Origin of the sequence: Microbulbifer sp. YPW1 (genome assembly GCF_013367775.1) — a bacterium.
GTDB lineage: Bacteria > Pseudomonadota > Gammaproteobacteria > Pseudomonadales > Cellvibrionaceae > Microbulbifer.
Window position 1 is genome coordinate 2430777 of record NZ_CP055157.1, and the last position, 18699, is coordinate 2449475.

Annotated in this window: 15 protein-coding genes; 11 read left to right on the forward strand and 4 right to left on the reverse strand. The window is 57.7% G+C overall.

Translation table 11 applies throughout. The features are described 5' to 3' along the window. Genes HUW35_RS09960 through HUW35_RS09980 form a run of 5 tightly spaced genes read left to right on the forward strand, consistent with a single transcriptional unit; the run spans position 1 to position 5568 of the window. The gene (locus HUW35_RS09960; RefSeq protein WP_181252212.1) at positions 1–2244 is read left to right on the forward strand and encodes an FUSC family protein; all 2244 of its coding nucleotides are present in this window, start codon (positions 1–3) and stop codon (positions 2242–2244) included. 20 nt (positions 2245–2264) lie between these two features. Further along, positions 2265–2474, forward strand: a complete 210-nt coding sequence (locus HUW35_RS18980; protein WP_181252213.1) for a DUF1656 domain-containing protein — start codon at positions 2265–2267, stop codon at positions 2472–2474. A gap of 9 nt (positions 2475–2483) precedes the next feature. After that, entirely contained in the window at positions 2484–3596 is a 1113-nt protein-coding gene (locus HUW35_RS09970; protein WP_181252214.1) for an HlyD family secretion protein, read from the forward strand. Positions 3597–3612: 16 nt separating this feature from the next. After that, complete coding sequence (locus HUW35_RS09975; RefSeq protein ID WP_181252215.1) at positions 3613–5100, forward strand: efflux transporter outer membrane subunit; 1488 nt, start codon at positions 3613–3615, stop codon at positions 5098–5100. A 36-nt stretch (positions 5101–5136) separates the two neighbouring features. After that, positions 5137–5568, forward strand: a complete 432-nt coding sequence (locus HUW35_RS09980; protein ID WP_181252216.1) for a potassium channel family protein — start codon at positions 5137–5139, stop codon at positions 5566–5568. 40 nt (positions 5569–5608) lie between these two features. Here HUW35_RS09980 and HUW35_RS09985 read toward each other — a convergent pair whose 3' ends face one another. Continuing rightward, positions 5609–7549 (reverse strand): DUF3604 domain-containing protein, encoded by a 1941-nt coding sequence (locus tag HUW35_RS09985; protein ID WP_181252217.1) that lies wholly within the window; start codon positions 7547–7549, stop codon positions 5609–5611. A 299-nt stretch (positions 7550–7848) separates the two neighbouring features. On the opposite strand from HUW35_RS09985, the gene HUW35_RS09990 reads away from it, so the two are divergent. After that, on the forward strand, positions 7849–8166 hold the full coding sequence (locus tag HUW35_RS09990) for a multidrug efflux SMR transporter (protein ID WP_078083067.1): 318 nt from the start codon (positions 7849–7851) through the stop codon (positions 8164–8166). A gap of 86 nt (positions 8167–8252) precedes the next feature. Then, entirely contained in the window at positions 8253–8987 is a 735-nt protein-coding gene (locus HUW35_RS09995; RefSeq protein WP_181252218.1) for a tRNA-uridine aminocarboxypropyltransferase, read from the forward strand. Between the two features lie 99 nt (positions 8988–9086). Here HUW35_RS09995 and HUW35_RS10000 read toward each other — a convergent pair whose 3' ends face one another. Next, the gene (locus HUW35_RS10000) at positions 9087–11603 is read right to left on the reverse strand and encodes a TonB-dependent receptor (protein ID WP_255463221.1); all 2517 of its coding nucleotides are present in this window, start codon (positions 11601–11603) and stop codon (positions 9087–9089) included. Between the two features lie 476 nt (positions 11604–12079). On the opposite strand from HUW35_RS10000, the gene HUW35_RS10005 reads away from it, so the two are divergent. Then, positions 12080–13606 (forward strand): M20 family peptidase, encoded by a 1527-nt coding sequence (locus HUW35_RS10005; RefSeq protein WP_181252220.1) that lies wholly within the window; start codon positions 12080–12082, stop codon positions 13604–13606. A 106-nt stretch (positions 13607–13712) separates the two neighbouring features. On the opposite strand, the gene rnr is transcribed toward HUW35_RS10005, so the two are convergent. Both rnr and HUW35_RS10015 read right to left on the reverse strand, forming a co-directional pair. Beyond that, positions 13713–15986, reverse strand: coding sequence for a ribonuclease R (rnr, locus tag HUW35_RS10010; RefSeq protein WP_181252221.1), 2274 nt, complete (start codon positions 15984–15986; stop codon positions 13713–13715). Positions 15987–16251: 265 nt separating this feature from the next. Continuing rightward, positions 16252–16461 (reverse strand): cold-shock protein, encoded by a 210-nt coding sequence (locus tag HUW35_RS10015; protein WP_181252222.1) that lies wholly within the window; start codon positions 16459–16461, stop codon positions 16252–16254. A 388-nt stretch (positions 16462–16849) separates the two neighbouring features. Here HUW35_RS10015 and HUW35_RS10020 point away from each other — a divergent pair, with 388 nt between their 5' ends. From HUW35_RS10020 to HUW35_RS10025, 3 genes are read left to right on the forward strand one after another with little or no spacing between them, the layout of a single operon-like run. Beyond that, a complete protein-coding gene (locus HUW35_RS10020; RefSeq protein ID WP_181252223.1) occupies positions 16850–17434 on the forward strand; it encodes a DUF6671 family protein in 585 nt (194 codons plus the stop codon). A gap of 53 nt (positions 17435–17487) precedes the next feature. Continuing rightward, complete coding sequence (locus HUW35_RS18985) at positions 17488–17736, forward strand: DUF6671 family protein (RefSeq protein WP_370464583.1); 249 nt, start codon at positions 17488–17490, stop codon at positions 17734–17736. Next, entirely contained in the window at positions 17733–18518 is a 786-nt protein-coding gene (locus tag HUW35_RS10025) for a DUF429 domain-containing protein (protein WP_181252224.1), read from the forward strand. The genes HUW35_RS18985 and HUW35_RS10025 overlap by 4 nt, the downstream gene beginning before the upstream one ends. The last annotated feature ends 181 nt before the right edge of the window (positions 18519–18699 follow it).

The window sequence follows — 18699 nt, forward strand, 5'->3', positions numbered from 1 at the left end:
ATGGACAGCACAGTGATATCCACAGCGCTGCGCTCCAGAGCGACACGGGAGGCGATCAAGACGGCACTGGCGCTGGTGCTGACTTACTGGATCGCGCTGCAGGCAAACTGGGACAAGCCCATGTGGGCCGGTCTGGCCGTGGCGCTGGTGAGCCTGGATTCGCTCGGCTTATCCCTGAACAAAGGGATGATGCGGATGCTGGGCACACTGGTGGCGGCGATGGTTGCGCTGATACTGGTAGGTTTTTTTGCCCAGGACCGCTGGTTGTTCATGATCGCGCTTTCGCTGTGGGTAGGCGGCTGTACCTATATGGTGCTGGGTTCGCAGCGCGCCTACTTCTGGCAGGTTTGCGGATTTGTCAGTGTGATTATCTGTGTCGGTGCCGCAACCTCCCAGGGGGGCGCGTTTGAAACCGCGGTATTGCGTACCCAACAGACCGGGCTGGGGGTACTGGTTTACAGCCTGGTTGCCATGCTGCTTTGGCCCAGCCACAGCGGTGACAGGTTCCTCGATGCCCTCGCAGATCTGCATCAGAAACAACGCGCGCTGTATCAGGCGGTAATTACTGCCGGACATGGCTCCGTGGATATCCAGCAGGCAACCAAGCAGTTGGGGGAACTGGCGACGGCACACCGCACTCTGGCGAGTCTGCTCGACGCCGCGATTGCAGACAGCTACGACATCTGGGAGGCGCGCAGTGACTGGCAGCGGTATGTGGACCGCTGTAAAGCGCTCACCGAATGCCTGGAGCAACTGGCAATGTTCGCGCCGAGTGATGCTCTGCAGCAGCTTGGCACACTGATCCCTTCGCTCGACACATTCGACGCTGCCATACAGCAGCGTTTCCTGTGGCTCACTGCCCCGGCGGACGGGCTTGTGGATAAATCGCAGAAAGCCGCGCACGTATTGGACGTTGAGAAGAGCCGGCTGACATCTTTGTCACTGTACGATGCGGGAAACCTCTCCGTGGTTCGGCGCCAGCTCCGCAATCTCGACACCATGACCAGGGAGCTGGTGTCATTCAGGGCGCGTATCGAGGGTGGCGCCGTTGCGGCGCAGGCCGCGGGGCAAGTCAGCGAGCCTCTGGTTATTGGCGACACTCAGGCCGAGCCCCGCAGAAACACCGCACACGTCGCCAACGTTAGCCGCACACTGGACCGGGATCGCCTGATCGCGACCTTGCGCGTCATGTTGACTCTTTGGGCCGCATACCTCATTTACATTTACGTTGAGGCAGTGCCGGGTGGGCCTGCGCTGGTGACGCTGACCGGGTCGCTGGCCATGGCGTTGGCGGTAGTGCCACAGGTCTCTCCACTGCGGCTGGTAATCCCTGTGTTGCTGGTTACGTCGCTCGCGGCGGCGATCTATCTTCTGGTCATGCCCCGGCTGTACACCTTCTGGCAGCTGGGGCTGCTGCTGTTTTGTTTGAGCCTGCTGATTTGTCGGCTTTTCGCTGCCCCTGCCATGCAGGCGGTCAAGGCGATGACATTTTCCCTATTCATCTCTATCTCCAATATCCAGAGCACACAGTCCTACAGTTTTATCGCCGTTGCCGATATCGCCATGGCATTTGTTATCGTGCTGGCCTTGCTGTCACTGGCGTCCTACATTCCCGCGTCGCCGCGACCAGAGCAGGTTTTTCGGCGGCTTCTCAAGCGCTTCTTCTTGTGTGCCGGTCGGCTATTTCTGAAAGGCGGTGGTATGCAGGAGAGGGGAAGTGCCAGGGGGTTGCGGAAAAACGGGCGTAGCAGTTCGCTGATTGCGACGCTGGCTACACTTCCCGGGAAGATTTCAAACAGCGCGGCCCGCGTCCCTGTCCGGCTTTTGCCCGATGCGTCGCGCGATGCCCTCGACTCTCTGGTGACGCGAGTGGGTGCGCTAGCCTTCTATAGTCAAACTCTGGCGCAGCATCGCCCCGACAATTGGGAAGAGCCGGCCGCATTGCGGCAATGGCGTGAATCGGTGGCAGGCGCACTGTTCGCCATGGCTGAAGGCCTGGGTGCAAAGGGTAATGAGACCATCGACTACCGCGCGCTTGCGGCACGCCTGCAGCTATTACTTAGCGAAATCGAATCCGATGTGCGATCACACGTCGCGCAGCTGGAGACCGCAGACGCGAGTGAAGTCGAGCAGTGGCTGTGCCGCGCCGGGCTGCTCCGCGGTATCGGCCAGTCGCTGGTGGATGTGTGCCGTAGCGTGGATGAATTCAACTGGAGACAGTGGGATGACCAGCGTTTCTTTTGACAAACAAGCGACACGCGCAAATGCCTGTACCCCATGAACTCTCGATTGCGGGAATTTATCTCTCCCCCATGTTGGCCGCAGCGTTTATCGGTGTGCTGATTGCGCTTGGCGTGGCGCGATTACTGGACAGGTTTCGCTTGTCGCGATACTTCGCTCATCCCGCACTCGTGCTGACCAGTATGAGTGTGATCTTTACCTTGCTGGTAGGAACGTTAATGATCGGAATCTGAAACTTGCGCGTGTCCAAAAAAATTGTATTTACCTCTCTGGTGGTGCTGTGCGCGGTACTTTTTGTACTGCTCAAGAACTGGTACGACCTGCGTAATCCCTGGACGCGGGACGGGCATGTGCGCGCGGCGGTCATACAGGTCACGCCGAACGTGTCCGGCCAGGTGGTAGAGATGGGCGTGCGGGACAATGAGTTTGTCGAGCAGGGCGTGTTGCTATTTCAGATAGACCCGCGCCCGTTTGACGCGCAACTGGCGCAGGCCCGTGCCGAGTACGACCGCACCGGCGACAATTATCTGGCGCAGGAACAAAATGTCGCCTCGGTGGCGGCGCAACTCGAAGTGGCGCGTGCAGCGGTAGTGCAGGCGGAGAGTGCGATTCGTGAGATCGATGCGGTGATTGAGAAAAACGCCGCGGAACTGCAGCGCCAGCAGCGGCTGTTGCCCCAGCGGGCAACATCGCAGAAGCAGGTGGAGAGCGCCATGGCGCAGCACGCGGTATCACTGGAGCGGCGCAAGGGAACCGAAGCGGCGCTGGTTCAAGCGCGCGCCAGATATAACAGCGCAGCCGCCCAGCTGGATGAGGCCCGTGCGACCCTCGGTGAACTGGGCGATGCCAACCCTAATATCCGCGCAGCGCGCGCGGCCCTGCAGGAAGCGCAACTGAATGTGGAGTTTGCCCGTGTGACCGCGCCGGTTGCCGGTTACGTCACCAATTTGAATCTGCGGGTCGGCAGCCATGCGGTCGCCAATCAACCGTCGCTGGCATTGATCGATGCCGATAGCTTCTGGATCGAGGGATTCTTCCGCGAAACAACGGTAGCGAGAATCCGGCCCGGCGACCGCGCGCTGGTGACATTGATGAGTTATCCCGACCGCCCGATTGAAGGGCAGGTGGAAAGTATCGGTTGGGGCATCGCCCAGCAGGACGGGGCTACCGGGCGCGACCTGTTGCCGCAAGTACGCCCCACCTTCGAGTGGATACGACTGGCACAGCGGATACCCGTGAAAATTGCCCTGGGCGAATTGCCAGAGGGCGTATTGCTGCGGGTGGGCACCAGCTGTTCGGTAAAGGTGCTCGGTGGAACCGCGATACCGGATGAAGAAGCGCGTGGGTATAAGTAGCACGCAAAGCAGGTCATTGAAGACCGCGAGGAAGGCGCCGTTCGCGACCATCCTCGCCGCCAGTGTGAGCATCACCAGCTGTACCCTGGGCCCGGTTTACCATCCCCCCGCAGTACCCGTGGCCGACCACTGGATCGAGCGCGGTGAGTCGGAGATCAGTAGCAGTGCACCGGTGGCTCCGTTGTGGTGGGAGCAGGCATTTTCCGATCCACGGCTGGATGAGCTGGTTGCCATCGCCCTGGAGCAAAATCTCAGTCTGCGTTCGGCAACCTTGCGCGTGATGCAGTCACAGCAACAGCTGGCCATTGCGGTGGGCAATCAGTTTCCACAGCTTCAGCAGCTCACCGGTTCTGCCGCGCGCTTCAAACAGAGCAACCTGATCCTCGAAGAGTATGACGTTGGCTTCAATCTCTCGTGGGAACTGGATATGTGGGGGCGCTTTCGCGGCCAGGTGCGCTCCGCCGCCGCATCGATGGAAGCCAGTGTGGCGGCTTACGACGGTGTGCTGGTGTCGGTGGTGGCCCAGGTCGCGCAGATTTATATCCAGATCCGTACCACCCAGAGTCGCTTGGAAGTAGCGCGCCGGAATATCGTACTGCAATCACAGAGCCTGCATATTGCGCGCGCCAAGGCCGATGCCGGCGAAGTGAGCGACCTGGATGCCGAGCAGGCCGAGTCGCTGTTGTACAACACCAAAGCCATTGTGCCGGGGTTGGAAAGTACCCTGCAGCAACTCAAGAACTCCCTTGCGGTATTGCTGGGGCGCACCCCGGGGACGCTGGGTGATCTGCTGGGCAGTCCCGGCAGCATTCCTGTTGTGCCCCCGCAGATCGCGGTGGGCATGCCGCAGGACTTATTACGTCAGCGTCCGGATATTCGCGGCGCAGAGCGCTCGCTGGCGGCACAGGGTGCGCAGATTGGTGTGGCGCGCGCAGATTTGTATCCGGCGTTTTCCATCGCCGGTGCGATTGGCTCGCAGGCCATGGACATCGGCCAGCTGTTTGAAGGGGAAACGGAAACCTGGAGCATCGGCGGCGGCTTCGCCTGGAACCTGTTCAACTACGGCCGGCTGCGCAGCAATGTGCGCCTGCAGGATGCGCGTTTCCAGCAGCTGCTGGAGGACTACAGGCAGACCGTACTCGAGGCCCAGGCCGATGCCGAGAATGCCATCGTCGCCTATCTGAAATCACACCAGCAGCTGGCGATGATCGAGCGCGCCGCGGCCGCTTCCCAGCGTTCGGTGGCGCTGTCCACCGCGCAGTACACCAATGGTCTGGTGGGCTTTAACACCGTGATCAGCACGCTCACCGCAGACGCGAACCAGCAGGATCAGCTAGCGCAGGCACGCGGTGCAGTAGCGGCCAGCCTGGTGCAGGTATACCGCGCGCTGGGCGGCGGTTGGCAGGTGCGCGGCGACCTCTCACCGGTTGAACTGGTACCGCCGGAAACCCGCGAGGAAATGGAACAGCGCACCGGTAGCTGGCGCAAGGTGTTCATGGAATGAAACGTGTTCAGGGAATGAATGGGCCCAGGTGAGATAATGCTGCTCAAAGTCCTGCTGATTGCATCAGCATTGCTGGTGGTCAACACAATGATTCACGCGGTGGCGATGACCCTCGCTCTCCGCTGGAGCCGGCACATTGCGGGATTGCACCCGGCACATCCATTCCTGCCTACCGGCAGGCCGGTGGTGGTATCCGCGGTGGTATTACTGATGTTCTTTGCCTCGGTGGCTGAGGTAATGACCTGGGCGCTGGTCTACCGCTGGCTGGGTGCGTTCAGTGATGCAGAGCCTGCGCTCTACTTCTCCATGGTGACTTACACCACACTGGGGTACGGGGATATCGTGCTCGAAGGCAGCCTGCGTTTGTTGTCTTCGTTTCAGGCGGCCATCGGTATCATCATGTTTGGCTGGACCACCGCCGTGGTGTTGGCGGTGGTTCAGCGGCTGTACCAAAAACCGCAGCACTAGTCTCTCAATCCACTCGAAAGACCAGTGCGCTGCCCGCCGTTTACTGTTGGGGTGTGTACCAGATCGGCGATGTCCACGCGCGTTCCTGAATACTCACCGGCAGGTCCTGCGGCCGTTTGAGGCCCGTGCGCGCGGCATCGTAGGTAGACCAGCGTGGGGTAGGAATCTGTAATACACGGGCGTAGTAGAAGGCGTACTGCGCGGGATCAAAATCGGGATCTGTCCAGGTGGCCATTAACTGGTTGTCGCCGATGGTGTTTTTATAGGTCGCGTCCTTTTCGTTTACGGTATTACCCACCGGAGGAATCTTGCCGTCGGGGCCGGGCTTGCGGTCACCGGACAGGGCGATGTCATAAATCTTGGACTGCTGTTCCCCGGATTCATCCACCCAGCCTTTCACGATCTGGATACGGTCGAGATTGGCCCCGTCCGCTTCCTTGAGTGCCTGCACGATAAAGGTCGGCGCCGTGTCGCTTGCTGCGGGTAAATCGCCGCCCATGGGCACACCCTTCGCATAGGCCTGCTTTACGCCATCCTCGCTGCCAAGGGAAACACCTGCCATGTCGAAGCCGCCAAAGAAACGTACCTTGAGGCGCGGCCCGGAGGTGGCGAAGGTTTCCTTGCGTTGGATCGCTTCAAAAATACCGTCACGAGTGTTGGCTTCCGCCCACACCGCCGCCACACCACCAGAGCTGAAACTCCGCACCTGTTTCGCGCCAGCCGCATCTACCCCGGGCGGGCCTTCCAGTCTGTGCTTGGGATCGATTTCAAAACCGAACTTGCCGGTGTAGTTGTCTTCTTCGATCGCTGACGCCCCATTGTGGGTGTCCGAGTCGCCGATAAACCCGAATTTGAACGGGTTGCCGTTGCCCTCGCTTTCAAGCTTGAGCCCGCGGATCAGGGCTTCCCGCGCGTAGCCGCCTTTCTTGTGCTCGGGCGGGGTTGCGGTGGGTGCCAGCGTGTAGTCCCAGAGCTCGAAACTGCCGAATTCATCATTGGGAAACAGTGCCGGGTGGGTCTCAGAGGTGCCCTTGATCTGGGTGATTTCATACACTGGCTCGTTGCGCATACGCGCCTCGGCGTATTCCTTATTCAACGTGCTGCCGCCGTACGACTTATCCACGGGGAACATGAGTCCGTCGCTGGCATTGCCGTTGTGTGCAATGGCGAGAAGGTCGTTACCGGCTTTGCGCTGCCCGTCCATCCAGCGCCAAAGGTCCTCGGGCGTGCTGGAGTCGAGGGCGGAGAAAGGGGCATCCGGCACTTTGGCGCTGTCGCGGAAAAAGACGACTCGATGCAGGTTTCTCCAGTCGGGGTTTGAAGTCCACTCATATCCCGGCATGGTGGTGAATTTCCCTGGCTCATAATGTGCGTCGGCAATTTTTACCACCTCCGACCAGAGTGACCTTGACTGTTTTTTGTCGCCGAGAGTCGGATCCACCTTCATATTGGAGATGCCATCGAGGATCTGGCCGTAGGCATCGAAGGATTTTTTCGGGTCGTCGCCGGTGATATCGGCAGCCAGTGGATGCTTGCTGATCGGGCTGTCCGGGTCTTCCATCAGCGGTAGCACGCCCAGGTACTCCGCGTGGTCAGAGACGATATACCAGTCCAGGGGGACGCCTATTTTCAGGGGCTTGCCGGTCTCACCCGGGGGAATCTTCTCGCCCTTGGCCCAACGGTAGGCCGCATCGGGATCCACCCAGGCCTCATTGATATAAGCGTCGAAAGACCAGCGAGTGTGTACGTGCAGATTACCGAAGTAGACATCGCGGTTCGGGTTGCGCGGTATTTCGGTGACCGTGGTATTAGTGTCAGCCGTTTGTGCCTCTGTTGTGTCTGCCGTCTCTGCCGCGCTGCTGCTCTCAGGCATGGTTGAATCCGGCCTGTCGGTGGTATCTGGCGACGCCTTGTTATCGGTCTCACTGCTACAGGCAGGAAGCAGGGCCGCAAGTAACAGAACAGAGTAGGGGAATCGCATGGGACACTCACTATTCAATAAAATCAAAATGGAAATCCGGGTAGCTTAGTAATAGTTGAGTGGGGGAGCGCCGGGGAGAGTTGAGTGCCAAATACAAGCGACAGGTGGCTTAAGGCGTGTAGCCCTGTCCCTACGCTTTTGCGAATAGCGGAGACTTGTTGGTCGGTCACCCTGGGGGGGATCAGTTGCCCAAAATTCATCCCTGGGGTATTGTCCGACCTGTTGTAGGAGGACGACCTCCCCCAATATGGGAACATGATGCCGAGGACGACCTGGCCCTGTTGTAAAAGGAGCAGTCCATGTCCTGGATCTACCTTCTCGTTGCCGGTGCCCTTGAAGTTGTTTGGGCCTTCTCCATGAAGCAATCCCAAGGCTTCACCCGGCTTACGCCTTCCCTGATTACGCTAGTCACCATGGTCGGCAGCTTCTGGCTGTTGGCCGTCGCCCTGAGGACCATCCCGCTCGGCACGGCATATACCATCTGGACAGGTATCGGTGCTATCGGCGCTTTTCTGGTGGGCATTATGTTTTTGGCGGAGCCGGTGAATACGATGCGAATTGTTGCGGCGATTCTGATTGTGTCGGGGTTGGTGCTGATGAAACTTTCCGCGAGCTGATAGCCCTCGTCTTTGTATTAAATACCCGGGAGGAACCGTGCGCTTTCGAATGCGCGGGCCCTCCTAATAGCTTTCAAACTATTACCATGTATTCCACCACATTCACCCGACTTCGCGAGCAGGAGCTCGCCAAGTCCACCAAGCCCTTTCAGGCCAAAGGTAAAAGTGTAAAACGCTGCCCCGACTGCCAGATGGGGGACTTTGCGTGTATGTGCGCGTGGCGGCCGCAAAGCGAGAGTCCGGTAGATTTCGCGCTGCTGGTACACCGCAAGGAACTGTTCAAGCCAACCAATACCGGCCGCCTGATCGTCGACGTCTTTCCCCGGACGAATGTATTCCTGTGGAACCGGCTTGAAGCGCCGGAGGGGCTGGAGCGCCTGCTGAATGATCCGCAGCGGCAGTGCTTTGTGGTATTCCCGGCAGACGGTACCGAAAACTGTTCGCGGGAGGTGACCCGTACGTTGCCGCCTGCGAGTGGCAAAAAAACAACACTGATCCTGCTCGACGGCACCTGGAAACAGTGCAGTCGTATGATCGGCCTCAGCCGCTGGCTGGATCGCGTGCCCTGCCTGAGCCTGCCCGAGACCCTGGTGCGATCCTATTCCGTGCGGGATTCCGGCAGGAGTCACCGTTTCTCAACCGCGGAAGCGGCCATCAGCTGTCTGTTGCTGGCTGGCGAAGAGGATTCGGCCGGGGTTCTTCAGCACTACTTTTCGTTGTTTAACCAGCATTATCTGGCGACCCGGGGCTGTTACTTGCCCGAGCGGGGAGAGAGTCATGCGGTGCTGGAAGCGTATACCAGCCAATTAAAGGCGGGATAAGAACCGGGATGAAAACCGAGGGAGTATCTGGGGTCTCCCCCGGCTTCCAGTGCTTGTGATCCGGCACTGATGACCAGTGCCGGTTTTCAGTAGGTCAGATTAAAAGTTATAGGTCACCTTGCCGTAGATAAAGCGACCGCGCGGATCGTGCTGGCTGGAAACATAGCCGTAAAGGTCCGAGTCGCCATCACCAATGGCAAACGGCGGTTCTTCGTCGAACGCGTTGTCTGCCCCCAGGCTCAGAATCATATTCTCGAAACCGGTATAGCGAGCCTGCAGGTTCACGGTCATGAATGAATCCACAATGCGGGATTTATTCGTGTCGTAATCCAGGGTGCCATTGAAATCGATATCGGGGGTGTCTTCAAACTCGCCGATATAGTTCAGGCCAACGGTGAGGGCAAAGCTGTCCCGCGTCCAGTCGGCGGATGTCGCCCAGCGGTGTTCGGGGTACTCATATTCTCCGGCGAGATCACGGCTCAGGAAAGCATCTCCCGCAGAGTTCAGCTCGACCCGCTCAAACTCCGACAGGTAGGAGTAATCCAGGCGCAGGCCGAGATCACCACCGGCTACCGTCAGCGCGGAGTACACCACACTCAGGTCGATACCGGAGACGGTCTGCTCACCGATATTGATAAAGCCACTGTTAATCGATTGCAGGGAGCCGAGGGACTCACCGGGCAGGGGCGCCGAGCGCACACACACGGTGCTGTTCTGGTCGTTACAGAACTGGCTGTACAGATAGCCGAATGGGACCTCGTCAATTTTGCCTTCCTGGGTGATACGCCAGAAATCCAGTGACAGCTGCATGCCATCGACCGGTTTCACCACTGCACCCAGGTTAACCGACTCGGACTCCTCCGCTTCCAGATCCGGGTTGCCGGAGAACACGATGTTGTAGTCGGTGCTGGCACAGTAGGCATCATTGATGGCACAGCCATAGGAATCGATAAAGAACTGCGATTCCTGCGAGGGGCCGAGGCCGATCTGCGCCAGCGACGGTGCGCGGAACCCGGTACCCCAGGAGGCGCGCAGAGACAGCTGCTCGCTCGCGGTCCACAGCAGGTTGGCCATGGGGTTGGTGGTGCTGCCGAAATCGCTGTAATCGTCATAGCGGCCGGCCAGGGTCAGGTCCAGGTTGGCGGGCAGCGGAATGGCGACTTCCACAAACGCCGAATTGATATCCCGGCTGGCAGCGGCAGAGACGGACTCGGTACCAAAGATCAGGCCGCGCTGGAACTGGTCGTCGGGAATATCCGAAGCGCTTTCCTCGCGGCGCTCGAGACCGGCGGCCAGTGCAATGGCGCCATTGCTGGTATCCAACAGCTCACCACTGATGGTGAAATCCATGCTGCGCAACTCGGATTTACCCTGGCGCACCAGGCTGGTGGTAAAGGCATCGATAACGGACTGGGGGTTCTGCACACCGCCGAACGGATTGTAGCGACCCGCGTCAATTTCCTGCTGCAGGAGATCGGTGCGTACCCAGCCCTGGGTGCGGTCGCCGGTCTGGGTGGACTCACTGCGTGAGCGCTGTACCGAGGCCTCCCAGTCCCAGTCGGAGATGGTGCCGCGCAGCCCGAATACCCCACGCAGGTTATCGGTCTCAATATCCCACTGCCGCGCGCCGGCATCCACGGTACGGTAACGGCCGACATCGACACTGCTGGCGCCGGCAAACGGATTGTTGGGGTGATCCAGGGGTACGGTAAGACCGGCATCCTCGTCCAGCGGTGTCGGCGCACCCTGGGCGATGGAGGTATTGTGCTGCACCGCGATCTCGCTGAAGAATTCGATGCTGTCCGTCAGCTGTGCGTGGCCGAGCATAAGTACACCGGTGCGTTCCGCCTCCGGGGTCAGCAGGGTCCAGGGGCCGTAGTCGTAGACACAGGTCTGGCCGAATGCGTCGCCTTCCGGGCAATTCGGGTCGATGGTGGTCTCACCGTCAACAATGAAGCGTCCCGGATACCCGCGCGATGAACGGAAATCCATACCGCCGCGGAAGGACTGGTCCGCGGTGTCCAGCCCCTTGCGCTCGACGCTGGCCAGGGTCGAATTCGTCCGGTGATCAAAGATCAGCGTGAGGTTTGAATCTTCGCCGTTAACCCCCCACACCGCCGAGACCGACTGCTCGTCATAGCCATCGGCACCACCGTAATCCACGGATACCTCAGCGCCTTCGAAATCTTTGCGCAGCACAAGGTTCACCACACCGGCAACCGCGTCGGAACCGTAAATGGCCGAGGCCCCATCCTTGAGTACTTCCACGCGCTCAACCGCGGCGATGGGAATGCTATTGATATCGACAAAGTTGGTGGTAATGCTCTCGGCAAAAGCGCTGATGGCCACGCGCTTGCCATTGACCAGCACAAGTGTTGCGTCGGCACCCATACCGCGCAGACTCACCGCGGCTGCACCATTGGCGGTGGAGTCCTGGTTATTACCCCGTGTTGAGAAGGTGCCGTTACCCGCAGCCGGGTTTTTCTCGAACATTTGCTGAAGGTTGGTGAAGCCGGATTTTTCGATGGCTTCCCGGTCCATTACCTGAATCGGCGTTGCCGTTTCGAATTCCGCATTGCGTTGGATGCGGGAACCGACAACGGCAACTTCTTCCATCGCACTTTCTTCGGCCGCGTAGAGAACTTGCGATGCGGATGCGGCTGCCGCAGACAGGATGGCGCAGGTTAAAACATTTTGGCGTGGTAAATATTTTTTCATTGAGTGTGCTCGTCCATTTGTCGTAGTTATTATTGAATGACCGAAACAGCATGGCCGTTCAGTTACCCGGAAACACTATCAACGGCGTAGAGACGAGGCAATTAATATGAGGCGAACGGTTGAGAAGTAGAGATTTGTTGAATGCTTTTATCAAAATTAGTGTGAAATTGTTTTCACGAGCGGGATGAATTTATCTACGTTATTTTTTAACTGGTACGAAAACTCCAGTTTGAAGTGGGTTACCTGGAACGGTTGTTCCTGTTTGGCGATGAGTTCCCATTGTTAACCCTGTAGTAAATTTCGGCATCAACATGCACTGCGATCAAGGTATTTCCACTAGATTCAATGGGTCTAGAAAGTAAGGAATGGAAACAATGAAAGCCCTGCCAGGGATCGTATCGCAATATCTCTCCGTCGCATTTTTTATTCTCGCCCTTTCAGCTACAAGCTATGCAGATCAGGGGCTCACCTCCATGCAGATGCAAGGTGTTGAACCCGTTGAGGTAGAGGTTGATGTGGAGGCGGCTGCCAAACGGTTATCCAAGGCGGTCCAGTTTCCCACGATTTCAAACCAGGACCGGGCTGACTTTGATGTAAAGGCGTTTGAGGGATACCACAAATTTCTTGAGGAAGCCTATCCAAACGTCCACAAGACCCTGAAGCGGGAAAAGCTCGGCAAGCCCCGTCCCTACAGTCTGCTGTATACCTGGGAAGGCAAGGATCCATCGCTGCCACCAGCGGTATTTATGGCGCACCAGGATGTGGTCCCGATTGCCGAGGAGTCGCGAGACCAGTGGAAACAGGAGCCATTTTCCGGCGCCATCGCAGATGGTTATATCTGGGGACGCGGTGTGCTGGACGACAAAAACCAGATTCATGCGATCCTGGAAGCGGCGGAAATGAAGATCAAGGAGGGCTTTCAGCCTGCTCGCACCATCTACTTCGTCTTTGGCCATGATGAGGAGGTTGGCGGCCCGGAAGGCGCCAAGCATGTGGTCGATGTACTGGAAGAGCGCGGGTTGAAGGAAATTGCCTTTGTCATAGACGAGTCCGCACCTCTGATACCGGGAGTGTTCCCTGGTATCGAGGAGAACTCGGCATTGATTGGTATCGCCCAGAAGGGCTACATGAGCCTGGAGCTGACGGTGAATGGTGAGGGCGGCCATTCTTCCCAGCCTCCAAGGCACTCGAATATCGGTATTCTCGCCGAGGCCATCACCAAGCTGGAAAAGGCCCAGTTCCCTTACAAGATCAATAAAGCGGTGCGCTACCAGTATCGCTTTATGGGGCCTGAACTGGCGAAAGAAAAACAGCCCATGTACGAAGCTGTCGCATTCGGTGATGACGCCAAGACGACGGCACTGGAGCAGAAGTTTATCGAGGAAATGGCTGAAGACCAGGTCACACGCGCCATGCTGCATACCACTATCGCGGTCACCATGTTCAATGCCGGAATCAAGGACAACGTATTGCCCCCTTCGGCAAGCGCCGTGGTCAATTTCAGGATCGCCCCGGAAGACAGCAAGGAAAGTGTCATCGCCCATGTCAAAAAAGCGATTGACGATGATCGTATTGAAATTAAGGATATATCAGCATCCACCCCGCCCACCAATATCGCGGACCCGCATGGCGCGGGCTATAAAATGCTGGAGAAAACCATCCGCCAGACCTGGGGCAATGACCTGATTGTCTCCCCGTTCTTTGTGATTGGTGGCTCGGATTCAAAGCATTTTCAGGCGCGGCCGTTTGCACCGAATGTTTATACCATCACCGGCATTCAGCTGGAGTCGACAAAGGAGTTCGCAGGATTCCATGGTGTGAATGAACGGATTCTGGTAGATGAATATGGCAAGTCCATCGCCTTCTTTTACCAGTTGATGGATAACCTGGACGACCTCTGACTGTCACGCGCACTTTTAAAATGTCCAAACGAAGAAGCCCGCTATCTTTCGATAGCGGGCTTTCTGGGTTTTTCAGAACAAGGAAGAGTAATGTCTTTCTCTGATCTCAGCTGGCGAGCGCAAACTCTATTTTTCGACGCTCCATATCCACAGCGACAACACGGGCTTTGATCGTGTCGCCGATGGCAAAGCTTTTGCGGCGTTGTTCGCCGATCAGGCACTGCCGGTCGGCATCAAAGTGATAGTAGTCGTTTTTCAGTGCCGATATATGGATCAGTCCCTCGACCTGAATACCGTCAATCTCGATAAACAGACCGAAGTGGGTAACGCTAGCCACCACACCCTGGAATACATCGCCGACGAAATCCTGCATATATTCGCATTTCAGCCAGGCCTCCACGTCCCAGCTGGCCTTGTCGGCGCGGCGTGAGGCGTTGGAGCAGTGCATGGCCAGAGACTGCATGGCGGTTTTGCCATAGGGGTAGCTTTTGCCCGGGGCGAGGAGAGGCGCGCTGTCGAAGCGTTGTACCGAATCTTTGCCCTTGCCGATGATGAACTTCAGCGCCCGGCCAAGTGTAGAGCGCTGCTTGGACTGGCGAATCACCGAACGGATTGCCCGGTGCACCATGAGATCCGGATAGCGGCGAATGGGCGAAGTGAAATGTGCATAGGCGGAATAGGCGAGACCAAAGTGGCCGCGGTTGTCCATGCTGTACTCCGCCTGGCTGAGGGACCTCAGCAGCATGGTGCGAATGGTCTGCGCATCGCTGCGTTCACCAATCTGGCTCATGAGCTGGTCATAGTGCTCCGGGCGTGGCTTATTGCCGCCGGCGAGCTTGAGCCCCTTGGTGGTCAGGAATGCGCGCAGGGCGGTCAGCTTTTTGTCTTGTGGACCGTCGTGTACACGGTACAGTGCGGGCATCTTCTGGCGCTTGAGAAAGTCTGCGGTCGCCACGTTGGCGCTCAGCATGAACTCCTCAATCATCTTGTGCGCGTCGTTGCGGATTACCGGAATGATCCGATCGATCTTGCGGTCTTCGGTAAACACGAATTGCACTTCGGACTTTTCAAAATCCAGCGCGCCGCGTTGGGTGCGCGCCTGCTTCAGTACCGAATACAGATCGTGCAGCGCGTGAATGTGCGGTGCGGTTCCCTTGAGCTTGCGAGCAGTCTGCCGGCCCAGGCCGGAGTCGGGTGCAGTGATGAAAGCATTCACCTGGTTGTAGGTCAGCCGCGCATGGGAATGGATCACACCCTCAGAAAAGGTGTAGTCGGTCATTTTCCCGGTTTTGCTGATGGTCATTTCACACACCATCACCAACCGATCGACATGGGGGTTGAGCGAGCACAATCCGTTAGACAGGGATTCCGGAAGCATCGGGACCACACGGCCCGGGAAGTAAACGGAAGTTGCGCGTTTCTGCGCTTCCAGGTCGAGCGCGCTCTCGGGCGCCACATAGTGGGACACATCCGCAATCGCGACGAACAGGCGCCAGCCACCGGATGGTGTTTGTTCGCAGTACACGGCGTCGTCGAAGTCCTTGGCGTCCTCACCATCAATGGTCACAAACGGCAGCTCGCGCAAATCGGCGCGATGCTGTTTGTCCGCCTCGGGTACGCTGTCGCCCAGTTTTTTTGCCGCGCGCAGGGCATCCTGCGGCCACTGGTGTGGAATATCGTGGCTGCGGATGGCAACGTCGATTTCCATACCCGGGCCCATGGCATCACCGAGCAGCTCGGTCACACGGCCGAAGGCATTGTAGCGGCGGTTGGGAAAGTCGATGATCTCGACGGAAATATACTGTCCGGGCTTAGCGCCCATCAGCTGGTCGCGATCGAGGTCGATCTCGTGGGATAGTCGGCTGTTCTCGGGCTTGAGGAAGTAGTCGCCTTCCTCGAACTGCAAGCGGCCCACCAGGTGGGTGGTCTTGCGTTCCAGCACATTGACGATCACACCGGTTTTACGCCCGCGCCGATCCACGCCACTAACGCGCGCCTCGACGATGTCTCCGTCGAACACAGTCAGCATTTCGTTATCCGACAGGAACAGGTCTTCAGCAGACTCATCGCTGTTCAGGAATCCGAAACCATCCGGATGACCGATGACACGTCCAGTGATCAGGTCTTCAGGTTTGATGAGGCTGTAGCCTGCATCGCGATCGAATGCGATTTGGCCGTCGCGCTCCATGGCACGTAACCGGCGACGCAAAGCTTCTTTCTGCTCTTCGCTGGAAAGATCCAGCACTTTTGCCAGCTTTTTGCGGTCGAGTACTTCTTTGTTGTCTTCGAGCAAGCTCATAATGAACTCGCGCGCGGGAATAGGGTTGCTGTATTTTTTGGCGTCCAGCGGATTAAACGCAGCTATTGGGGATTCGCTCATAGTTTCCTCTCGGAAAGACCGCCAATAAGATTGCGCTTGGTAAAAACTTGAGTGATGTGTAAGGACAGATCAGGTGTTACTCGGCAAGGTATGCAGGCGGAGATTGCTCAACAGAGTTGAGTGGGGGTATTGCAGTCGGTGATTCAAACTGATTCCAGCCTGAATCGCCGAATTCTTGGTTGAGCTACCTTGCAGTAGCTCAACCGAAGAGGCCTAAACAGCCTCTTAGAGCAGACCGCTACACGGCCTGCTTTAGCTCAATGGCTCAGATACAAACAATATTTTCAGCTTGCGGGCCTTTAGGGCCCTGAGTCACAGAGAACTCAACGGTCTGGCCTTCGGCCAGGGTCTTGAAGCCCGAGCTTGCAATCGCGCTGAAGTGCGCAAATACGTCAGGGCCAGCCTGTTGCTCAATAAAGCCAAAGCCTTTGGATTCGTTAAACCACTTAACAGTGCCGGTTGTTGTCTTGGACATGATAATTTCCTGTAAACAAGTAGGGATACGCCTTCACGAGGCATGAATAGCAAAGAAAAGACTGGAATTTAGATGCTACAGGACGAAGAAAACGACGAAACTGAGGATTTAAACAAGAGACTTACTTTTAACTAGAGTCACTGTAGGCCTCCCTGTGAGCTAAGTCAAAGCTTTTCTCAACCCGCCATCCTGCGGGGGCTGGAGCAGAGGGGATACCGGTAAGTCGCCAGATACGTGGAGTTCTGGAGCGTCATGACTCCCCTGAACCTGTCAGTCAGTGTTCGCCTGGTCACCGGGTCGAAACCCCCGAGAACGCAGCAATACGTGAATCGAGTAAATTTAAACGGCTATGGAAACCCTTGAAGTTCAATCCTGGAGTGCATAAAGGATGACACCTTCCAGTCACAAAACTCGTTACCAGAACCGCTCCGTGGCGCTGTTGACGAAGCACGATAAAGCTACCGTGATCAGCCCGGCAATGGCAGAGCTCGGTCTCCACGTCGTGACCACCGATGCATTCGATACTGACAGGCTGGGCACCTTTAGCGGAGAAATACCGCGGGAACTGTCGCCGCGGGAATGTGCCGCGCACAAGGCGCGGCTGGCGTGCGAGCTGACCGGGTTGGATCTCGGGCTCGGCAGCGAGGGCAGTTTTGGCGGCGGCCCTATGCCCGGGCTGGTGAACTGGGATGATGAGATTCTGGTGTTCTATGACGCAAAGCAGGACCTTGAGATCACCGCCTACGCCTCGGGTTCACTGCAGGCGTTACGCGACTGGGTGGACCGTTTTCCGCCTGAGCAGGCATGGATACTGCGGCTGCCCGAGCGGCTGTACAAAGGTCTTACCGGCAAGGAATCACTGCGGGAAATACTTGCCGGGAAGGGCTTGCTGTCCAACGGGGAGATTGCCGGGGAAGTGCGCCTGGAACCGGATCTGCGCGCTATGCACTGCCCGAAACGGCGTTCTATATAGGGCAGGCGGCAGAGCAACTCTGCCAGCGATTGCAGTCGCTGTGCCCGACCTGTGTGGAGCCCGACTATTGGCAAACCGCCGTAGAGCGCGGACTGCCCTGCGCCTGGTGCAGTGAGCCAACGGAGCTGGTAAAAATACTGATAAAGAAGTGCCGGCAATGCGGCTTTACCGAGCGGCAGCCGGTGCACAAGCCCATGCAGACCCGGGCCAGTGCCAGCGGTGTAATCCGTAGCACGGTCACCGCTGCTGCGATTGGAGCGGGTGCGTACCACAAATATTTGCAGAGACTGAACTTTTTATGAGTGTCGACACGCTCTTTGTGGGCTGGGATGTGGGGGGCTGGAACTGCGACAGCAATGCCAATAGTCGCGATGCGTTAGTAGTACTGGACCAGGCGCGGAACCTGCTTGGCCGGCCCTGGCGGGGCAACCTGCGTGTGGCAATCAATGAGGCCGGCAACACGCGGGAGTGGGTGCAGACGCTGTTGCGTTACTGCGAGGTCGATCTTCACGACGATTGCCCACCCGTCGTCATGGCCATTGATACCCCCCTTGCTTTCTCACAGCCATTCCTTGAACTCATTAGCGGCCGCGGCGCTGCGGGTGATATTGGCAACTCCGCGGCTAATCCTTACCTGTTCCGCTACACCGAACACTTTCTGTTTCGGCATGGCCTGAAACCCCTGTCTGCAGTCAAAGACATGATCGGCAGTCAGGCCACCAAGGGGATGCACGTACTTGCGCGCTTCGCCCCGGAAGTCGCTGCTACCGGTGTCTGGTGCAACGGTTCCGCGCTTACCGCCTTTGAAGCCTATCCCTCCGCCTGCAAGTCATCGACAAGGGTGCGTGAGCTGTTGCAAAAATATCGCACGGAATCGGCACTCACTCAGGGCGAGGCGTGGGACATTGCGGGATTTGGTTTTGGTATTGATCACGAGGACAAGCGCGATGCGCTGCTGTGTGCGCTGGTTGCGTGGTCGTTTCACTCTCAACCGGATGGGCTTTGTTTTCCCGGTTCAGGGGTGCCAAGGGGGGAGGGATGGATATTTGTGCCGGAGGATGCGCTGGGGGGGCGCGGGGAGTAAATCGTTTGGTGTTTGGTTTGGTGATGGCCGGAGTCAATTACCGAGCATAACTTATTGATATATCAGAACTCTATCAACCGAAAGATATCCTGGTGTTCCTTTTATTCAACTCCACTACAATAGCTTAAGGAGTTGCACAAAAAAGCGACACACAGCTAACGCCCGTTGAACGGACGTTAGC